We start from the raw sequence: 16,987 nt of genomic DNA, 5'->3' as shown, positions 1-16,987 counted from the left end.
CGAAGTGAAAAGCATAATAAAAGGGTTGGGATAATTTATTCCAACCCTTTTATTATGATATAACTTTTTGCATTGTACTCCCCCACCCTAACAATTTCTTTCTGAAAGTCCTTTGGGTCGTTCAAGACTTTATAAAAGCTGTCCAAGTACCGGATCGAACTTTTCTTGCTCTTCTTACCGAGCGGCTTGCACTCATGGTACACCTGATAAAAGTCCTTTTTATGCTCCTTATAATATGTGCTAACCTCATCATAAATAGGTTGGGTAAAACTGTACCCCCTGAATAACCGCTGTTTTACAGACTCAATACCCAGTTCTGGCGGGGGCTGCGCATAAGGGGCATTTACTAAACCACAATAGTCAAAGTCAAACGGGACTGAAAAGTAAAGGGAGTCTACGTGAAGTATTTTAATATTATGCTGATAAGGTACTGACCAATCTGTGTTGCCAATCATATACTGGAACACTGCCAGCATTGCCATTGATAAGGAGTCAGTTCTGTCCATTCTGAACTTCAGATCATCTGGCATGATACTGCCCCCGTTCCTGGCAGCCATATCAGCCTCGTCTTCGATCAGGAAAGCATACTTCTTTTCAGGTTTCCGTTTTCCCTGTACGTCTTCGTATGTGACCTGGCAAAGCCTTACCCTAAAGCTTTTGTCAGTAACAATGTTATAAAGCTTATATACCAGGTACTCCTGCAACACATAATCATCAGTGATACAATGCGTTACCAACTTCAACTTGTTTACTTTACCAAACACGGTATTTTGAACTGTGGCTCTTTTGAAGTTGAGCAGTAAAGGCGGGAACTTACAAACTTCTGCATCGCGGCGGCGTTTCCCCCTAACCCTTACCTTTAGCTCCTCGCTAATAATTTTGCCGGACTTTTCCTGGTATGAGATGATGGCTTTGTGGTAACTGCTCTTTTCTCCTCTGTCCTTCAGCACTGCCTTTACATCCATAGAGAGTTTCAGCTGCAGCACTTCCTCATCCAGAAACAATGGATTCTCTTCCCGTAAAAGTGCCGGATCAGCCTGTACACCTGCAAAACGTATGCTGCCTGCTGAAACGTTATTCTGCCCTTTCAGGGGCAAGATGCCAACCAGTATAAATATGATTAACAAATATGGAGAACTCCTTTTCATAGGGCTGCCAACTATTCATTTCAAGCTCCCGGTACACAGGCTAATCTGCTACAGATTTGAGCCACATTCACATCAGTAACACAGCAAGCAGCTTGTACGGGCCGAAACACCTCAACAAGGTTAATTTTCAATTACCTTCAGTTTCTTATCTAAGAAAAGCTCTCTGATCGGATGCCCCTGCATTTGAGCTGTATCCAGAACCATCTCAAGCTTTAGGGAGTCTTTCTGAAGCATTATACCTGCAGAGTCCACCTCAAAGGCAACCACTGTCGTATCTATTTCAGGCATGTAAACATTCCGATCCATTTCAAAACCGAGTAACCGGGAGACAGTGGGTGCGATATCAATCAGGGTATACTTTGTTTCCACCACATTATTTTTCTTAAAATCAGGTCCCAGTGCCAATAAACTTATCTTCTGACATCCTTCACAGTTGTCGCCATGCTCTTTCCAGCCGCCGTCAATCCCATCCAGGTGCCTGCCGTGGTCGTTAGTTATAATTAGCGTCGTGTTATTCTTGTAGTGTGGATCGTTCTGCAAAAAATCCCAGAGCTCTTTCACATAGTCATCTGACCTTGAGATACCTCTTAAATAATACTCCCAGTTACCAGCATGTGCGTAGCCATCAGGTTCCATAAAATTAATGAGCACAAGCCCCGGCTGGTAGGTCTTCAATATCTCTTTCGCTTTCTTCAACGTCAGCGAGTCTGCCCTGTACCCGGTGCCCGGGCCATTAACACCGGCGTTTATTGAAGGCATGTATTTATTGTGCCATTCGGGGTCAAGGGCGTTGGCAAGTATGTGTAGTTTATCTTTACTGCTTATGATCCAGGCAGCCGTTGAATCTTTGCCTGTGATTTTCAGCCAATATTGAAAAATGGAGGGATTTGCCGGATATTCATTGCCGTAGTTATCGATAGGCTGGTTCACTCCCGTTGTTATGGCAGTATGTCCTGAGTTAGTATAGGTAAACCCTTCGTTGTAAAATTCTTTGATAAACCCACCTTTGCTTTTCATTTCACCAGACATATTCGGGATTAGGCCAGGCGTGTTTGCCCATGTCTCAGAGTAACGCGGACCATCAATGACAACAATGACAACGTTGCTGGTCTGCAATGTTTCTGCTTTTGACTTTGGCGAGGTACAGCTGCTTAGCAAACCAATATACAGGAATAGCGCAATACTATTTAAGCAACATACCAGACTGGTAAGAGTAAGATATTTATTAAGAGAAACCGTATTCCTCATGGTCGAAATAAAATTAAATCATGTTCATACAGCACACAAATCAGTATACGCAACTACTTAATACAAAGACATATACACCAACAAAAACTAAATATACCAAATACAGCTCTCTACAAACACCAGCGTTACAAACTACTCCTGTAGCCTGAAAAAACACCAAACAAAACCTTGTTAAACATTTGGATTTCCCGTTTATGTTTGCATTCTTGTATCACCAAATAAACAGATGCACAAACCGACAGCCATAGCAACCACACTTACACTGCCAACTCCTGGTCAGTTGCTGCTGTCTGCTGCTTATTCTTATTGCCTTAGCGTGTATAGCTACTACAGCTATTATTATCGCTATTATCGCTACTGCTAAGGCAATCACCAACATCAAATAAAATTTAAGGAGTTACCGGAGTGTACTCCCCATATAGGTGAACCTGCCGAAGCAGTGGCTCAAGCCACTGCTTTTCTATTTTTAATCCATATAACATTTTAGCAAATAAAAAGACATGACCTTAGTACAGAACTATAGCACTTACACAGAAGAGAACCACAAAGTATGGGCAATACTATTTGAGCGTCAGATGAAAAATTTACCTGGAAAAGCCATTCCTGAATTCTTTGAAGGGCTGCAACTAGTAAATTTTAAGCCTGATAGAATACCTGACTTCGCAGAGATAAATAAAAGACTGAAAAGCCTTACCGGATTTGAAGTAGTGCCGGCTCCGGGTATTGTTGATGATGCCCTGTTTTTTGAACTGATAGCCAACAAGCAATTTCCGGCTACAGTCTGGATCAGGAAGATGGAACAACTTGACTACCTGGAGGAGCCGGATATGTTTCATGATGTGTTTGGGCATGTGCCTCTACTTACCATACCGGTTTACTGTGAGTTCCTGGCGAAGCTGTCGGCTTTAGCTCTTGAACACATAGATAGCCCTGAAATCATAGACCGGCTTACCCGGATTTACTGGTACACCATCGAGTTTGGGTTGTTTCGTAAACCCGGTTCTGAGGCGCGTATCTACGGAGCTGGTATTCTTTCATCGGTTGGTGAGAGTAAGCTGTCAGTATCTGCCGAAAGTATTAAGAACAAGTTCAGTGTTGCGCACATATTAGACACAGGTTACATAAAAGAAACTTTCCAGAGCCAGTATTTTTGCATCAGCAGTTTCGAGGAGTTGCTGGATAGCCTGCCGGAGATAGCCAAAGTGCTGGTTGCTTTGCGGCAGGAGCTGGAAGTATGATCCAACAACTGGTAAAAAAAGGATGCCCGGGACATAGCCCGGGCATTTATACTTTATAACTAAACCAGAGTTAATGTGTTAGCTCGTGACTGATCTGGAAACCTAGTTTTCGAGGCTTTGTGAGGTGCGTGTTTTCCAGCTTTTGCTTTAGCGTGATTCGTTCAATATCACTTACATCCTGCCCCATCAAATCGTTATTTACTGCCGCCACCATAGCGCTCTCCACAATTACTCTCAAAGTACGGTCTGTGATCACATTCTTTGCAATATTTGAGATCTCCTCCTGAGGCAGGTCCAGCTGCTTTACACCTTCTATACAAAAATGATTTTCAATATTGATGAGCATTCGTCCTACCAGGTAGCCGGGGTCGTCCAGCCTGTTATACTTGATGGTATCCGCCATAAAATTGTAGGCCATAATATGGCCAAAGAACCTTCGCCTGAAGTCCTCATCGATATATTCATTGCGCATGATCTCGTAATCGTCAGGAAAAGTGATGATATTAGAATGCATTACAAAAACGAGCAGGTCGCCTGAGAACTTTATCTGAAACTCATGCTCCCCTACATTCCTGTACTCAATCACAACATTGGCATCCTGCGTAGTAATACGCTCTGTAAGCTCGTCAATCAGCTCCTGCGAAATCACCTTCATTCTATCGAAGGTGAATTTGGTGTTGCGGTATATTTCTTGTTTTGTGACAGACTTCTGGTGCAGTCCGTTTATTATATCATTTAATCTATCTTCCATGTTTTATTCTGCGTCAGTGGGTTTGCCAGATGTAGTTTGTACCGAATACGAAGAAACTTTGTTTAAAATTTGACAAAGCTTCCTTGAACTACAAATCTTACTCTAACTAGTTTGTACGGTATATTAACACCTCCAATCACCTATTTCTACGAATGTTTGTCATAAGCAGGGGGAGGCGAAAGCGCAGGCAGTTCCTGGCCTGCTATCCTGAATGCCACCTGCCGCACACCGCCAGGCGTGTCTTGCTGCCTAAGCAACATCTCCTGCGCCTGGGGTAACCTAAACACTTCTGGTATACTGTTAACAGCCCCTGCCGGAACATGCAGATCATGTAACAGTTGCAGCAATGGCGCTCTGTCCTGATGCGAAATAAGGTCACTTAAAGCGTGGTTAACTTCTTGGCGGTTCCGGACACGGCTATGATTTGTTTTAAATGCGGTAAGTTCTGCCAGTTCTGGTTTCCCGAGGGCACTGCAAAGCTTTTTAAACTGCCTGTCGTCGCCGATTGCAAGCACCAGCTGCTTCCTGTCTTTTGTAGTATATACACTTCCGTAAGGCACAATGTTAGGGTGCTCTGAGCCCATTCGTTGTGGCTCATGTCCTGCTACCAGGTAATTAGTAGCCTGGTTGGCCAATGCAGCTATACCGGAATCCAGGATCGAAACCTGCACCAACTGCCCTTGCCCTGTACGCTCCCTTTGCAACATGGCTACCAACAGGCCCTCCTTTAACTGGTGAGCAGTAAGTACGTCCATCAATGCCACAGGCATCTTAACGGGAGGTCCGCCTGGTTCTCCGTTCAGGTACATGAAGCCACTCTCAGCCTGCACCACAGCATCATACCCCGCACGGCTATCCTGTTCTCCGTACCCTGTAATATGGCCATAGATCAAGGCTGGGTTAATAGCTTGCAGTGTTGCAAAATCAACTTTCAGCTTTTCAGCATCTCCTGGTTTATAACTGGCTATTACGATAGCTGCCTCTTTGGTTAAAGCATACAGTTGCTGTAAGTCCTGGGCTTGTCGCAGATCCAGAGCCATTGAGCTTTTACCCCAGTTCGCTGCACAAAAATAGGCAGGAGTATCGGTGTCAGGTGATTCTGATGGCAGTTTCCAGCTTCGGGTTACGTCGCCGTGTGTAATGGCATTTTCTATTTTAATTACCTTCGCCCCCAGCTCGGCAAAGAACTGCCCTACACTAGGGCCTGCCAATACACTTGCCAGTTCCAGTACCAGCATATCCCGGAAAACAGAGTCTTTCATAAGGTAAAAGTGAACATCTGTGGTCAAATAAGCAACCCGGTGGTATTAGTTTTCAAATACTAGCTCTTATAAAACAACTAAGCCGCTGGCATTACGCCAGCGGCTTAGTTGTTTTATAAGAGCTGAACCAGACTACTCCAGTTCAGCCAGTACCTCTTCATTCAGTTCAAGGTTATGGTATACTTTCTGCACATCGTCGTCATCTTCCAGCGAATCGATCAGTCGCAGTATTTTACGCACTGCATCCGGGTCTTCCACGGCCACAGTTGTTTGCGGGATGCGCTGCAGCTCTGCAGTTTCCAGGTCCATGCCTAATTCTTCTACTTTCTTCTGAAGCGCGCCAAAATCTTCCATGGCACAGTAAATGGTGATATAGCCATCTTCAAACTCAACCTCCTCAGCTCCTCCATCGGCCAGCTCAAGCAACAGTTCATCTTCGTCAGGCGCACTTTCAGCAGCTGCCTTAACGATAAATACCCCTTTGCGGTCGAACAAAAACTCAACTGACCCATTGGTAGCAAGGCTGCCATTGCCTTTGTTAAATATGGTGCGCAGGTTCTGTACGGTGCGGTTGATATTATCTGTAAGGCATTCAATAAATATCGCCACGCCATTGGAAGCATACCCTTCGTAGGTTACTTCGCTGTAGTCACCCTCATTGCCTTCCCCTTTCTTAATGGCCCTTTCAATATTGTCTTTTGGCATATTGGCCGCCTTGCTTGTCTGTATGGCAAGGCGTAGACGTGGATTTCCGTCAGGGTCCGGCCCTCCTACTTTGGCCGCAACTGTAATCTCTTTTATAAGCTTGGTAAAGATCTTTGATCGTTTTGCATCCAGAGCACCCTTCTTTCGCTTGATCTGTGACCATTTATTATGTCCAGCCATAAAATATTGTGTATTCTTCTATTATTAAATGAGCTTACTTAACCAACAGGGCAAAATAACTTAAAATTTCCTAATCGGCATAAAAAGCGCAGCCCGGCTTTCGGGCCAGGCTGCGCTTTTGTTTGGTTAATCTTATGTTAAAATGCTCTTATTTCAGTAGCATAAAGATTGCATTGATGATATTAAGGCCTAACAATAAAAAGAAATTAGGTGACTCTTGTATAATTTTTTTCATAACCGAAAATGTAGGTGATATTATACTTTATCAGGATAGCACCAGAAGCACTTCCTTAAATCCATTACGCCGCCTTTTATCAAATGTTACACAGTAATATGATTTTTTATATATTGCTTAAAATACCACCCACACACTTATTAATCAGATAACACAATAAAACTAACAATATAGAATAAAAAGGATATATTAATACATTTATATATATTGCACTTACAAGATATCAATACAAATACACACAATAAAAATACAATATACCTTAAATTGCAATATACAGCTTTGAAAGAACAAGAAAACAGCCTACTGTTTTAGCAACCTTATTTATCGTATCTTTACCTAATAAAGGGAACTGTGCAAACCGTATAGCTCCACTGGAATTGTCTGTTAATTAATAAAACATACTTTGGATTTTCATTCCTTCAATTTACACGACGACGTACTGACTGGTATTGACTCGATGGGTTACGATAAACCCACTCCCGTTCAGGAACAAGCTATTCCGCTTATCCTTGAGCATAAAGACATGATTGCCTGTGCACAAACCGGTACGGGTAAAACAGCAGCTTACCTGCTCCCCCTCATCGACAGGATATCTCACTCCAACTACGACCACACAAGCACACTTATACTGGTACCCACCCGGGAACTGGCAAAACAGATCGACGAACAGGTAGAAGGCTTCGGGTACTTTGCCTCCGTTAGCTCCATTGCCATTTATGGCGGCAGCAAAGGCGGTGATTGGGATCAGCAAAAAAGAGCCCTAACCACCGGTGCTGACATTATTATTGCTACGCCAGGGCGTTTAATGGCCCATATGGCAATGGGCTATGTTAAGTTGGATAAGCTGAACCACCTGGTACTGGACGAGGCGGATAAAATGATGGACATGGGCTTTATGGATGACCTCCTGAAGATCATCCAGCAGTTGCCAAAGGAAAGACAGACATTACTTTTTTCAGCTACAATGCCTCGCAAGATCCGTGACCTGTCACAGCAGATCCTGCAAAATCCTGCTGAAGTAAACCTAGCCATTTCCAAGCCTGCTGCCGGTATTGACCAGCGCATGTATCTTGCCTACGATAATCAGAAACTGCCATTATTGGAACACTTGCTGCAAGAGCAGGAGGTGCAGAGCATGATCGTGTTTACTTCCCGTAAATCTAATGTAAACCAGATCGTACGATCTTTGTGCAAGATGGGCTTTAACGCGGAAGGCATTCAGTCTGACATGACGCAGGATGAGCGTGAGCGTGCTTTACAAGGCTTTAAAAATAAGCAGTACCAGATATTGGTTGCCACAGATATTGTATCCAGGGGTATTGATATCGAAAGCCTGAGCCATGTGGTTAATTTTGATATGCCGATGGATGCCGAGGACTACGTTCACCGTGTTGGCCGTACAGCACGTGCAGCCTCAACAGGGGTGGCTATCACCTTTGTGAACGAGAAAGACATGCACCGGGTACAGAAAGTAGAGCGCCTGATAGAGCGTGAAGTACCTAAACTACCGTTACCTGAAGATTTTGGTCCTGGCCCTGTATATGACCCGACTAAGCGCCATGACAGCAGAGGAGGCAGCGGAAGCAAACATGCCGGAGGAAACCGCCCAAGTGGAGGAGGTCAGCGCCGTGATAACCGTAGCAAGGGACATGGCAAACCCAGGAGCACGCCTGCGCAAACAGGAGACCGGCCTATAAAATTGATAGCACAGCCTAAAGATCAGGCATCTACTGAGGGCGGCACACGCAAACCTAATAACCGTAACAGGAACCGAAATAAGAACAGGAACAAAAGCGAAGGATCCCAACCTCAAGGCGGTGAACAGCAGAATGCGTAACAAACATCATAAAGCACAAAAATAGCCGCCTGAAAGCGGCTATTTTTGTACCCCCTTTTCTATCACTTCTGTATCGTAACGTATGGGTACTTGTAAGCTCTTAAGCTGAAAGAGCTTCAACTGTTTTTATGAAAAGCTTTGCACTCCTGATAGTACACCGTTTAATGAAATAGAAGAGGTAAGTAGAGCTATACAGTTAATATCACAGCTTAAACTTTTCAACTATGAAAAAGAATGTTCTAACAGCACTGACAATTCTACTCTGCCTTGCCGCGCAGGCACAGCAGATCCAGGTAATAGTACCAACACCTGCCAGAACAGTTAAAAGTAGTACAGGCAGTTGGGTGGTGTTCGATACACAGATCAGCAGCAGGGAAGCTTTTACCCCTAAAAGCTTAGAGGTATCAGGAGAGGAAGGTATAAAATACAGTTCTTCAACCTTTGAACCCTTGCGGAGCGATAGCACAGCTTTTGTAAGCTATAACTGGGTACCCACTTCATCTCCGGAAACGCCAACCCAGTTAAATCTTACCTTTTTATATACAGTAAACGGGCAGGAAAAAGAGTTGAACAGAGCTGTGGCTGTATCTGGAGAGTCACCTCTCGAGATAGGCTTCCCTTTAAGACCTGGAATCTGGATGGCAGGCAATGCGCCAGGCCCCACTTCTGAGCATACCAAATTAACAGTAAAAATGAAGGAGCCAAGCTTTGACAGCTTACAGCAGGGATATGTATTAGGCCATAACGCGCAGCGATATGCAATAGACTTTGTTAAGCTTGACAAGCAAGGGAATCTCTTCAAAAACAAAGGAGCCAGCAATGCAGACTGGTATTCTTATGGCGAGGAAATCTTAGCTGCAGCAGGAGGTAAAGTTATTTCGGTAAAAGACGGCATACCAGAGCACCAGACTCCAGGCAAACTTGACTACAAAATTACTATCGATAACATTGCAGGAAACAATGTATACATTGATATGGGGAAAAACGTAGTTGCCCTATACGCACATATGCAGCCTGGGTCTATTAAGGTAAAAGAAGGGGAAATAGTTAAGAAAGGGCAAGTGCTGGGCAAGCTGGGAAACTCGGGTAACTCCGATGCTCCTCACCTTCATTTTCATGTTGTGGATACAAATAACATTCCCTTTGCAGAGAGCCGCAATGGCTTTTACTGGGAAGGAATTCCTTACGCTTTTCCCAAGTACACTTCATGGGGCACTGCTCCTGCTGATATCTGGGACACTGACGAAAACGGCAATCAATTGGTTAAGCCGTTCCATTTCCAGGAAAAAGAAAAGGTAAAAAATACGATACCTGTCAATTTTGAGGTAATAAAGATAAAGTAATGCGGCAACAAAAGGAATATGTTACAGCACCTGCCCTATGCCAAACAATAGCACAAAAAGCAAAGTAGTCATGGCCATTTGCTTTAAGTAGGGGTCAAGCTCTTTAGACGTTTGTTTGCGCCATACATTTACAGCATTTACAACAACCAACGGAAGGGCAAGTATGAATAGAAACTGCCATGGACTGTAGTAGTTTAGCAGCACATAAAAAAATGCGCTCAGCACGCCTCCTAGCAATAACAACAGGTGATAAACCCTGGCCTTCTCCGGCCCTAGCCTTACCGGAACCGAGCGTTTCCCAGCTATTATATCAGACTTGATATCCCGAATGTTATTCACGTTTAAAACAGCGGTAGAGAAAAAGCCACATATCAAAGCCGGAAGTACAACCACCGCTTGTAACTGCTGCGCCTGCAGGTAATATGTACCCAGTACACCTACCAATCCAAAAAATATAAAAACGAAAACATCCCCTAAGCCAGCATACCCATAAGGTTTGTCGCTGGCAGTGTAGCTAATGGCCGCCCAGATAGAAGCCAGCCCAAGCCCCAGGAACACAAGGAACAGTAAAATACCATCGGAGCCAAATGCGACCCACAACAGCAGCAACCCGGAGACCAGCGATAGCAAACTGAATACCATCATCCCTTGCTTCATCTGGCTTGCCTGTATATGCCCTGCCTGAACCGCTCGCATTGGCCCTTCACGATGCTCACTGTCAGCGCCGTGTTTGGTATCACCGTAATCGTTTGCCAGGTTGGAAAGGATTTGAAGAAACAGCGTAGTGAGCACGCAGAGCCCTACAACAGTAGCATCGAACACATTGTTTGCTGCTGCTATAAATCCGCCCATACCTATACAGGAAAATGCCAGAGGCAATGTGCGTGGCCTAAAAGCCGAAATCCAGGCCTTTACAAGACCTGGATTTGTGGTGGTATGTTCTGTTGTATTCAACGTGTTATGTTATTTATTGAGCTTAAACCGCTTTGGCCTCTTTGCTCATTAACTTACTTTTGAATTGCTGCCAGGATTTCTTCATCCATCGGCTTCACTTTGGAAGGGAAGAAGGCAACAACATTACCATTCTCATCTACCAGGTATTTACAGAAGTTCCAGCTAGGCTCTTCGTGGTTCGGGGCATGCGCAGCAAGCCAGGTATAAAGCGGGTGCTTGTCTTCGCCTTTCACCGAGATCTTGTCGAACATCTGGAAAGCGACGCCATAGTTACGCTGGCAAAAAGTAGCGATCTCTTCGTTGCTACCAGGTTCCTGGCCGCCAAAGTTGTTAGCCGGAAAGCCAAGTATAACCACTTCATCACCATGCTTTTCGTGCAGCTCCTGCAAACCGGCATACTGAGGCGTAAATCCGCACTCCGAAGCTGTATTCACTAGCAGTACCTTCTTACCTTTATACTTCGAAAAATCAATTTCCTGGCCATCCAACGCCTCCACTTTAAAAGAGTAAAAGTCGGTGCCTGATGTGTTTGCATTAGCTGTTGTTTCTGTTGCCATAGCGTTATCTGATGTTTTGTTATTTGCAGTGCCCGAACAGGACACAGTAATACCTAATACCAGTGACAAACCTAAAAGTTTAAAGATACTTTTCATGTGTTTAGTTTTGTTAAAGTGAATTTGCGCCAATGTAACCAGCAGCTTATACTTTTGTTTTAACTTATTCGCAGGGTTCACTTACATTCTCTCGGGCACATCTATGCCCAACAAACTCATACTTGCACGCACAAAACGCGCTACCATGGCCGATAAGGCTATCCTGAAATTACGCGCCTCCTCATCCGTTTCGTTAAAGATGGATATCTCCTGGTAGAAGCGGTTATAAGATTTTGCCAGCTCATAAGCATAATTTGCGATAACAGAAGGTGCGTACAGGCTTCCGGCCTCTTTAACCACCGATGGGTAGTTCGCTAATTGCATGATCACTTCCTGTTCTGCATCATGCAGTTCTGTGATGTTTTCAAAGGCAGTAGCGTCCACTTTTATACCCATTTCATTTGCCTTACGCAGTATGGCCGAGATACGAGCATGTGTATATTGTATAAACGGACCTGTGTTGCCACGGAAGTCGATTGACTCCTGCGGATTGAACAGCATACGCTTTTTGGGGTCTACTTTTAACAGGAAATACTTCAGAGCGCCCATAGCCAGTGTATGGTATAGTTGCTGCGCCTCTTCTGTGTTAAAGCCGTCAATCTTTCCGAGTTCCTCTGTCTGCTGACGCGCCGTATCTATCATCTCCTGCACCAGCTCATCTGCATCTACCACAGTACCCTCTCTTGATTTCATTTTACCGGAAGGCAGGTCCACCATGCCATAAGACAAGTGATAAATGCCATCAGCGTAAGGTTTTCCGAGCTTCTTTAAAGCAGCTTTTAAAACCTGGAAGTGGTAGTTCTGCTCATCAGCCACAACATACACCGACTGGTCGTACGGGAAGTCGTTATACTTCAGTTCGGCAGTACCAAGGTCCTGGGTAATATATACAGATGTGCCATCTGCTCTTAAAAGCAGTTTCTCATCTAATCCGTCTTCTGTCAGGTCTACCCAGACAGAGCCGTTTTCCTTTTTGAAGAACACTTCTTTATGAAGGCCTTCTTCCACAAGCTCTTTGCCTAAAGTATAGGTTTCTGATTCGTAGTAGAACTTATCGAAATCAACACCGATAGTACGGTATGTTTGATCAAAGCCGGCATACACCCAGCTGTTCATCATTTTCCAGAGGTTTACCACATGCGCATCACCCTGTTCCCACTTCAGCAGCATGTCCTGCGCTTCCAGCATCCAGGGAGCCTTCTTCTTGGCTTCCTCCTTGTCCATCCCCTGCGTTACCAGCTCCTCGATCTGTTCTTTGTAAGCCCTGTCGAACAGCACGTAGTACTTGCCTACCAAGTGGTCGCCTTTCATGCCACTGCTCTGTGGTGTTTCGCCGTTGCCCAGTTTTTCATAAGCCAGCATCGACTTACAAATATGGATACCACGGTCATTTACCAGGTTCACCTTCATTACCTCATGGCCGTTCGCTTTCAGAATTTCTGAGATAGAGTATCCCAGGAAGTTGTTGCGCAGGTGGCCCAGGTGCAGTGGCTTGTTCGTGTTTGGCGACGAATACTCTACCATCACATTGCGCCCACTAGGTTCGCCCTGCCCAAAGTTCGGACGCTGCATCAGGTCCCGGAACAGGCTTAGCCACTCGGCATCCTGTACTTCCAGGTTCAGGAAGCCCTTCACTACGTTAAAATCCTTTACCTCTTTGGCGTGCTCCTTGAGGTACTCCCCCAGCGCCTGCCCTATTTGCTCCGGGCCTTTGCCTGCTTGCTTGGTAAATGGAAAAGTTACGAACGTGAAGGCGCCTGCAAACTCTTTGCGGGTTGGTTGCAGCGCAATCTGCGAGGCATCAACAGAAATTTGAAATAAAGCTTGCAGCGCCTGGCTGATACTTTGGCTAATGGCGAATTGAAGTTGCATTAATGTATGGCTGTACTTTTAGATTCTCGGTGTAAGATAGCTTCTGTAGCTGTCTCTAAAATATCGAAGGCATTTTCTGCCATGGTGTTCTCTGTGTCCAATGTCGGGTTGATCTCCGTCATTTCGTAACAAACTACGCGCGGATCCTGCAAAAGATGGTAGTTCAGGTCTTTTGCCTCCTGCACTGTTAAACCAGTCTCTACGGGTGTACCCGTTCCTTTAGAGAATTTGGAATCCAGGCTGTCCACGTCGAAAGACACGTAAATGATATCACAATCTTTCAGGCGCTCTAGTGCTTCCTGTGCAATTTTTTCGGCACCTTTTTGTGTAAACTCGGCATACGTAAAATTCTTGATGCCATTTTTCTTGATAAAGTAATCTTCCGGCTCCTCGGTGTCGCGCACAACAATATAAACCAGGTGTTCCGGCTTTAGTTTAGGTCCGTCAAAGCCGAGTTTCTTCAGCGAGTTCCAGAAAAAAACCGCTTCCGGAGCCGGGTCGTTTATCTGACGGTCCAAGTTATCTACGTTTAGGGCCATAGCCAATGGCATGCCATGCACATTACCTGAAGGAGAAGTATAAGGAGAGTGAATATCAGCGTGTGCATCAATCCAGATCACTCCCAAGGTTTTCTCAGGGTAAGCCGATTTAATTCCGGCAATGGTGCCATGCGCATTGGAGTGGTCTCCGGCCAGTACCAGCGGGAACATTCCCATATTAATGGTCTGCTCCACGGCATTGGCAATATTTTTCTGTACCGTAAGGATGCTGTCTATGCGGTGTGCATTTGGGAAAACATCTTTATCGAACAAAGTATAATTCAGGTCAGGAACGCTCACAGAGTTAAAGCGCCTGAAATAGTCAGAGCCTTTATCCCAGCAGGCTACGCGTAGCGCATCTATGCCCATACTGGCCCCTCTTGTTCCGGCTCCAAGCTCCGATCTTACTTCTATCAGTTTAATTTTTTTCATGTGTTTTATTTTAGAGTTTCTCTAGCCACATGAAACTGAACACCTTATTATTAATCACACTTTAAAAGGTGTGATAACAATAAATTGATGAACGTTTCACATAATCTGAACAAAGTTTTTGCAAAGATGGTAAAATACAATCAATATTGCATGTTTTCTTAACCCAGCACCACAGAATGGATAAATACACTGATCTGATTCATCAAACGTTTGACTTTCCAACAGAAGAGTTCACCGTAGAAAATAATGAATTACTCTTTAACGGTATTCCGCTTATGGATATCATTAAAGAATATGGCACTCCTCTTAAATTAACATATTTACCAAAGATCAGTTCGCAAATTCAGCGGGCAAAAAAGCTTTTCCAGGAAAGCATGGAAAAGCTGAACTATAACGGTACCTACACATACTGCTATTGCACCAAAGCTTCGCATTTCTCATTTGTGCTGGAGGAAGCCCTTAAGAATGACATTCATATCGAAACCTCGTCTGGCTATGATATGCAGATCATCAGATCGCTCTACAAAAAGGGTAAAATAAACAAGAACACATACATTGTTTGTAACGGCTTTAAGCGTCAGCGGTACCGCCAGTGGATATCTGAGTTAGTAAACGAAGGTTTCGTGAACTGCATGCCTATACTGGACCACCTGGGCGAGATTGATTATTACAAAGAGCACATTACCCAGAAGACCAAAGTCGGCATCAGGCTGGCATCAGACGAAGAACCTAAGTTTGAGTTCTATACTTCTAGGTTAGGTGTTAGGTATAACGATGTGATTGACCTGTACGAGCAGCAAATAAAGCCCGACGACAGGTTTGAACTGAAGATGCTGCACTACTTTATCAATACAGGCATCAAAGACACTTCTTATTACTGGTCGGAACTTAGCCGTTTTGTGCACAAGTATGCTGAAGTGAAGAAGGTGTGTCCGGAGCTGGACACCATTGATATCGGTGGCGGTTTCCCGATAAAGACATCGATTCAGGCAGACTACGATTACAGGTATATGACAGAAGAAATCCTGCGTACCATTAAGCGTATCTGCAACGAGGAAGGCGTGCCGGAACCAAATATTTTTACAGAATTCGGAATTTTTACTGTTGGTGAAAGTGCTGCCAACATTTACTCTATTTTGGACGAGAAACTACAGAACGACAAGGAGTTATGGTATATGATAGATGGCTCGTTCATCACAAATCTACCGGATGCCTGGGCTTTGAACCAGCGCTGGCCCCTACTCGCTGTAAACCATTGGGATAAAGAATACCGTAAGATACAACTCGGAGGTATGACCTGCGACAGCCAGGACTATTATAACTCTGAAATGCACTCGTTCCAGGTGTTTTTACCGAAGGCGCCTAAAGAGCAACCATTATACATTGGTTTCTTCCATACAGGTGCTTACCAGGAACAGTTGAGTGGTTATGGTGGAATTAAACATTGCCTGATCCCGTCACCACAGCATATTCTCGTAGATCGTGATGAAGAGGGAAATCTGAAAACATGGCAGTTTGCACCGGAGCAATCCAGCGAATCTATGATGCGAATTTTGGGTTATGAAGCTTAGAAATTATTACCTTATTTTTTAGTAAATAAATTTTGCTTTTAAAAGAAAAATACTATTTTTGATTTAAATCTCCAAAACAAACATTAATATGAAGAGAGTATTAGCAGTGGGTTGTTTATGCTTAGCGCTTGGCATGGCGTCTTGTAAAACATATTGCCCGGCCTACAACTATGCCAAGGTTGAAAAAAATACAAAAGCTAACCTAGCTCCAGACGCTCCAAAAGAAGCGGCAAGCAAAGCAAACAGCTAATCAGGCTGCCCGCTACTAGTAAGCATACAAAGGCCGGTATAATACCCGGCCTTTTTTATGTTGTAGTTACTATTCCTTTTCATGCTGGAAGGTACCTTTACAGGTTGAAGGCGCGTTCTACATCTTTTTATTTCCCTAAAACCCAGCCCTCTGGGCACCTGCCTTACTTATCAGCGGCACCATCTTAACAAGGGCTGAAAACAGGATCACTATCTTTATTTGTTTAAATTTATTGAGGCGCACTCTTCCTCTTTTAGGAAAGAGTATGGACTCATTTAAAGACAGGAAATCTGCTAGTAAAGAAGTGTTACGATATAATCCGGCAAAGGCTTAAAGCAAAAAAAGTAAGCTACCTGCGCTCCACAACAACATATCGTGCTGAAAATCCATTGCTTTTATAAAGAGCCTGTAGTGCCGTTATAAATGACTGGATAGCTGATACACGTATGTTTTGAGCTGAGAAAGGATTCAGGTAATTTTTATACCCATTACCACTTCGCCAGACAAAGCGCCTGGCATCGGCTTCTTCTATTTCTGTGAGACCCTTTGCCAGCACCACACGCTGCATATACGGAAGCGCTGACTTCATACTTTGATAGTCAGAAAAGGCATAGAGGCGGTAGTAGGAGCTCAGTTCAATAGAATTCATTGATGCAAAGATAACAGGACGGTTATACAAATTTAACCCTGGTTCAGGTGTCGCCAAAACACACTCACCAGTTGTTATACTCCCTACACTTTAAAATCCCTGGCAAGCACCTAATAGTTC

Annotated in this window: 16 protein-coding genes; 6 read left to right on the top strand and 10 right to left on the bottom strand. The window is 44.2% G+C overall.

Translation table 11 applies throughout. The features are described from left to right. Positions 1-35 precede the first annotated feature (35 nt). Together ACSX1A_RS01775 and ACSX1A_RS01770 are read right to left on the bottom strand one after the other, a co-directional pair. The gene (locus ACSX1A_RS01775; protein ID WP_439881892.1) at positions 36-1,148 is read right to left on the bottom strand and encodes a hypothetical protein; all 1,113 of its coding nucleotides are present in this window, start codon (positions 1,146-1,148) and stop codon (positions 36-38) included. Between the two features lie 120 nt (positions 1,149-1,268). After that, on the bottom strand, positions 1,269-2,264 hold the full coding sequence (locus ACSX1A_RS01770) for a sulfatase-like hydrolase/transferase (RefSeq protein WP_439881891.1): 996 nt from the start codon (positions 2,262-2,264) through the stop codon (positions 1,269-1,271). A 358-nt stretch (positions 2,265-2,622) separates the two neighbouring features. Here ACSX1A_RS01770 and ACSX1A_RS01765 point away from each other — a divergent pair, with 358 nt between their 5' ends. Both ACSX1A_RS01765 and ACSX1A_RS01760 read left to right on the top strand, forming a co-directional pair. Next, a complete protein-coding gene (locus ACSX1A_RS01765) occupies positions 2,623-2,760 on the top strand; it encodes a hypothetical protein (RefSeq protein ID WP_439881890.1) in 138 nt (45 codons plus the stop codon). 136 nt (positions 2,761-2,896) lie between these two features. Next, positions 2,897-3,634, top strand: a complete 738-nt coding sequence (locus ACSX1A_RS01760) for a phenylalanine 4-monooxygenase (RefSeq protein WP_439881889.1) — start codon at positions 2,897-2,899, stop codon at positions 3,632-3,634. 70 nt (positions 3,635-3,704) lie between these two features. On the opposite strand, the gene ACSX1A_RS01755 is transcribed toward ACSX1A_RS01760, so the two are convergent. From ACSX1A_RS01755 to ACSX1A_RS01745, 3 genes are all read right to left on the bottom strand, one after another. Further along, positions 3,705-4,385: a hypothetical protein gene (locus ACSX1A_RS01755; RefSeq protein ID WP_439881888.1), complete on the bottom strand. Its 681-nt coding sequence runs from the start codon at positions 4,383-4,385 to the stop codon at positions 3,705-3,707. Positions 4,386-4,531: 146 nt separating this feature from the next. After that, positions 4,532-5,647, bottom strand: a complete 1,116-nt coding sequence (locus ACSX1A_RS01750; protein ID WP_439881887.1) for a CaiB/BaiF CoA transferase family protein — start codon at positions 5,645-5,647, stop codon at positions 4,532-4,534. 132 nt (positions 5,648-5,779) lie between these two features. Continuing rightward, entirely contained in the window at positions 5,780-6,532 is a 753-nt protein-coding gene (locus tag ACSX1A_RS01745) for a YebC/PmpR family DNA-binding transcriptional regulator (RefSeq protein WP_439881886.1), read from the bottom strand. Positions 6,533-7,170: 638 nt separating this feature from the next. Between ACSX1A_RS01745 and ACSX1A_RS01740 the strand changes: the two genes are divergently transcribed. Both ACSX1A_RS01740 and ACSX1A_RS01735 read left to right on the top strand, forming a co-directional pair. Next, positions 7,171-8,604 carry a DEAD/DEAH box helicase gene (locus tag ACSX1A_RS01740; RefSeq protein ID WP_439881885.1) on the top strand — a complete coding sequence of 478 codons (1,434 nt, stop codon included), beginning with the start codon at positions 7,171-7,173 and terminating at the stop codon, positions 8,602-8,604. A gap of 224 nt (positions 8,605-8,828) precedes the next feature. Beyond that, a complete protein-coding gene (locus tag ACSX1A_RS01735) occupies positions 8,829-9,947 on the top strand; it encodes a M23 family metallopeptidase (RefSeq protein ID WP_439881884.1) in 1,119 nt (372 codons plus the stop codon). Positions 9,948-9,968: 21 nt separating this feature from the next. Here the strand turns inward: ACSX1A_RS01735 and ACSX1A_RS01730 are convergent, their stop codons facing one another. The 4 genes from ACSX1A_RS01730 to rocF form a co-directional block, all read right to left on the bottom strand. After that, complete coding sequence (locus tag ACSX1A_RS01730) at positions 9,969-10,901, bottom strand: 1,4-dihydroxy-2-naphthoate polyprenyltransferase (protein WP_439881883.1); 933 nt, start codon at positions 10,899-10,901, stop codon at positions 9,969-9,971. Between the two features lie 53 nt (positions 10,902-10,954). Beyond that, positions 10,955-11,554, bottom strand: a complete 600-nt coding sequence (locus ACSX1A_RS01725; protein ID WP_439881882.1) for a glutathione peroxidase — start codon at positions 11,552-11,554, stop codon at positions 10,955-10,957. An 81-nt stretch (positions 11,555-11,635) separates the two neighbouring features. After that, a complete protein-coding gene (gene argS / locus ACSX1A_RS01720) occupies positions 11,636-13,426 on the bottom strand; it encodes an arginine--tRNA ligase (protein WP_439881881.1) in 1,791 nt (596 codons plus the stop codon). Next, positions 13,426-14,397, bottom strand: a complete 972-nt coding sequence (rocF, locus tag ACSX1A_RS01715) for an arginase (RefSeq protein WP_439881880.1) — start codon at positions 14,395-14,397, stop codon at positions 13,426-13,428. Before rocF ends, argS begins: the two co-directional genes overlap by 1 nt. A 176-nt stretch (positions 14,398-14,573) precedes the next feature. Between rocF and ACSX1A_RS01710 the strand changes: the two genes are divergently transcribed. Both ACSX1A_RS01710 and ACSX1A_RS01705 read left to right on the top strand, forming a co-directional pair. Further along, positions 14,574-15,968 carry an arginine decarboxylase gene (locus ACSX1A_RS01710; RefSeq protein ID WP_439881879.1) on the top strand — a complete coding sequence of 465 codons (1,395 nt, stop codon included), beginning with the start codon at positions 14,574-14,576 and terminating at the stop codon, positions 15,966-15,968. An 88-nt stretch (positions 15,969-16,056) separates the two neighbouring features. Further along, positions 16,057-16,218: a hypothetical protein gene (locus ACSX1A_RS01705; RefSeq protein ID WP_439881878.1), complete on the top strand. Its 162-nt coding sequence runs from the start codon at positions 16,057-16,059 to the stop codon at positions 16,216-16,218. 349 nt (positions 16,219-16,567) lie between these two features. Here the strand turns inward: ACSX1A_RS01705 and ACSX1A_RS01700 are convergent, their stop codons facing one another. Continuing rightward, positions 16,568-16,867: a hypothetical protein gene (locus ACSX1A_RS01700; protein WP_439881877.1), complete on the bottom strand. Its 300-nt coding sequence runs from the start codon at positions 16,865-16,867 to the stop codon at positions 16,568-16,570. Positions 16,868-16,987 lie beyond the last annotated feature (120 nt).

Origin of the sequence: Pontibacter sp. MBLB2868 (genome assembly GCF_051904785.1) — a bacterium.
Taxonomy (GTDB): domain Bacteria; phylum Bacteroidota; class Bacteroidia; order Cytophagales; family Hymenobacteraceae; genus Pontibacter.
The sequence above is the reverse complement of the archived record's forward strand: the minus strand, read 5'-3'. Positions and strand labels throughout refer to the sequence as shown.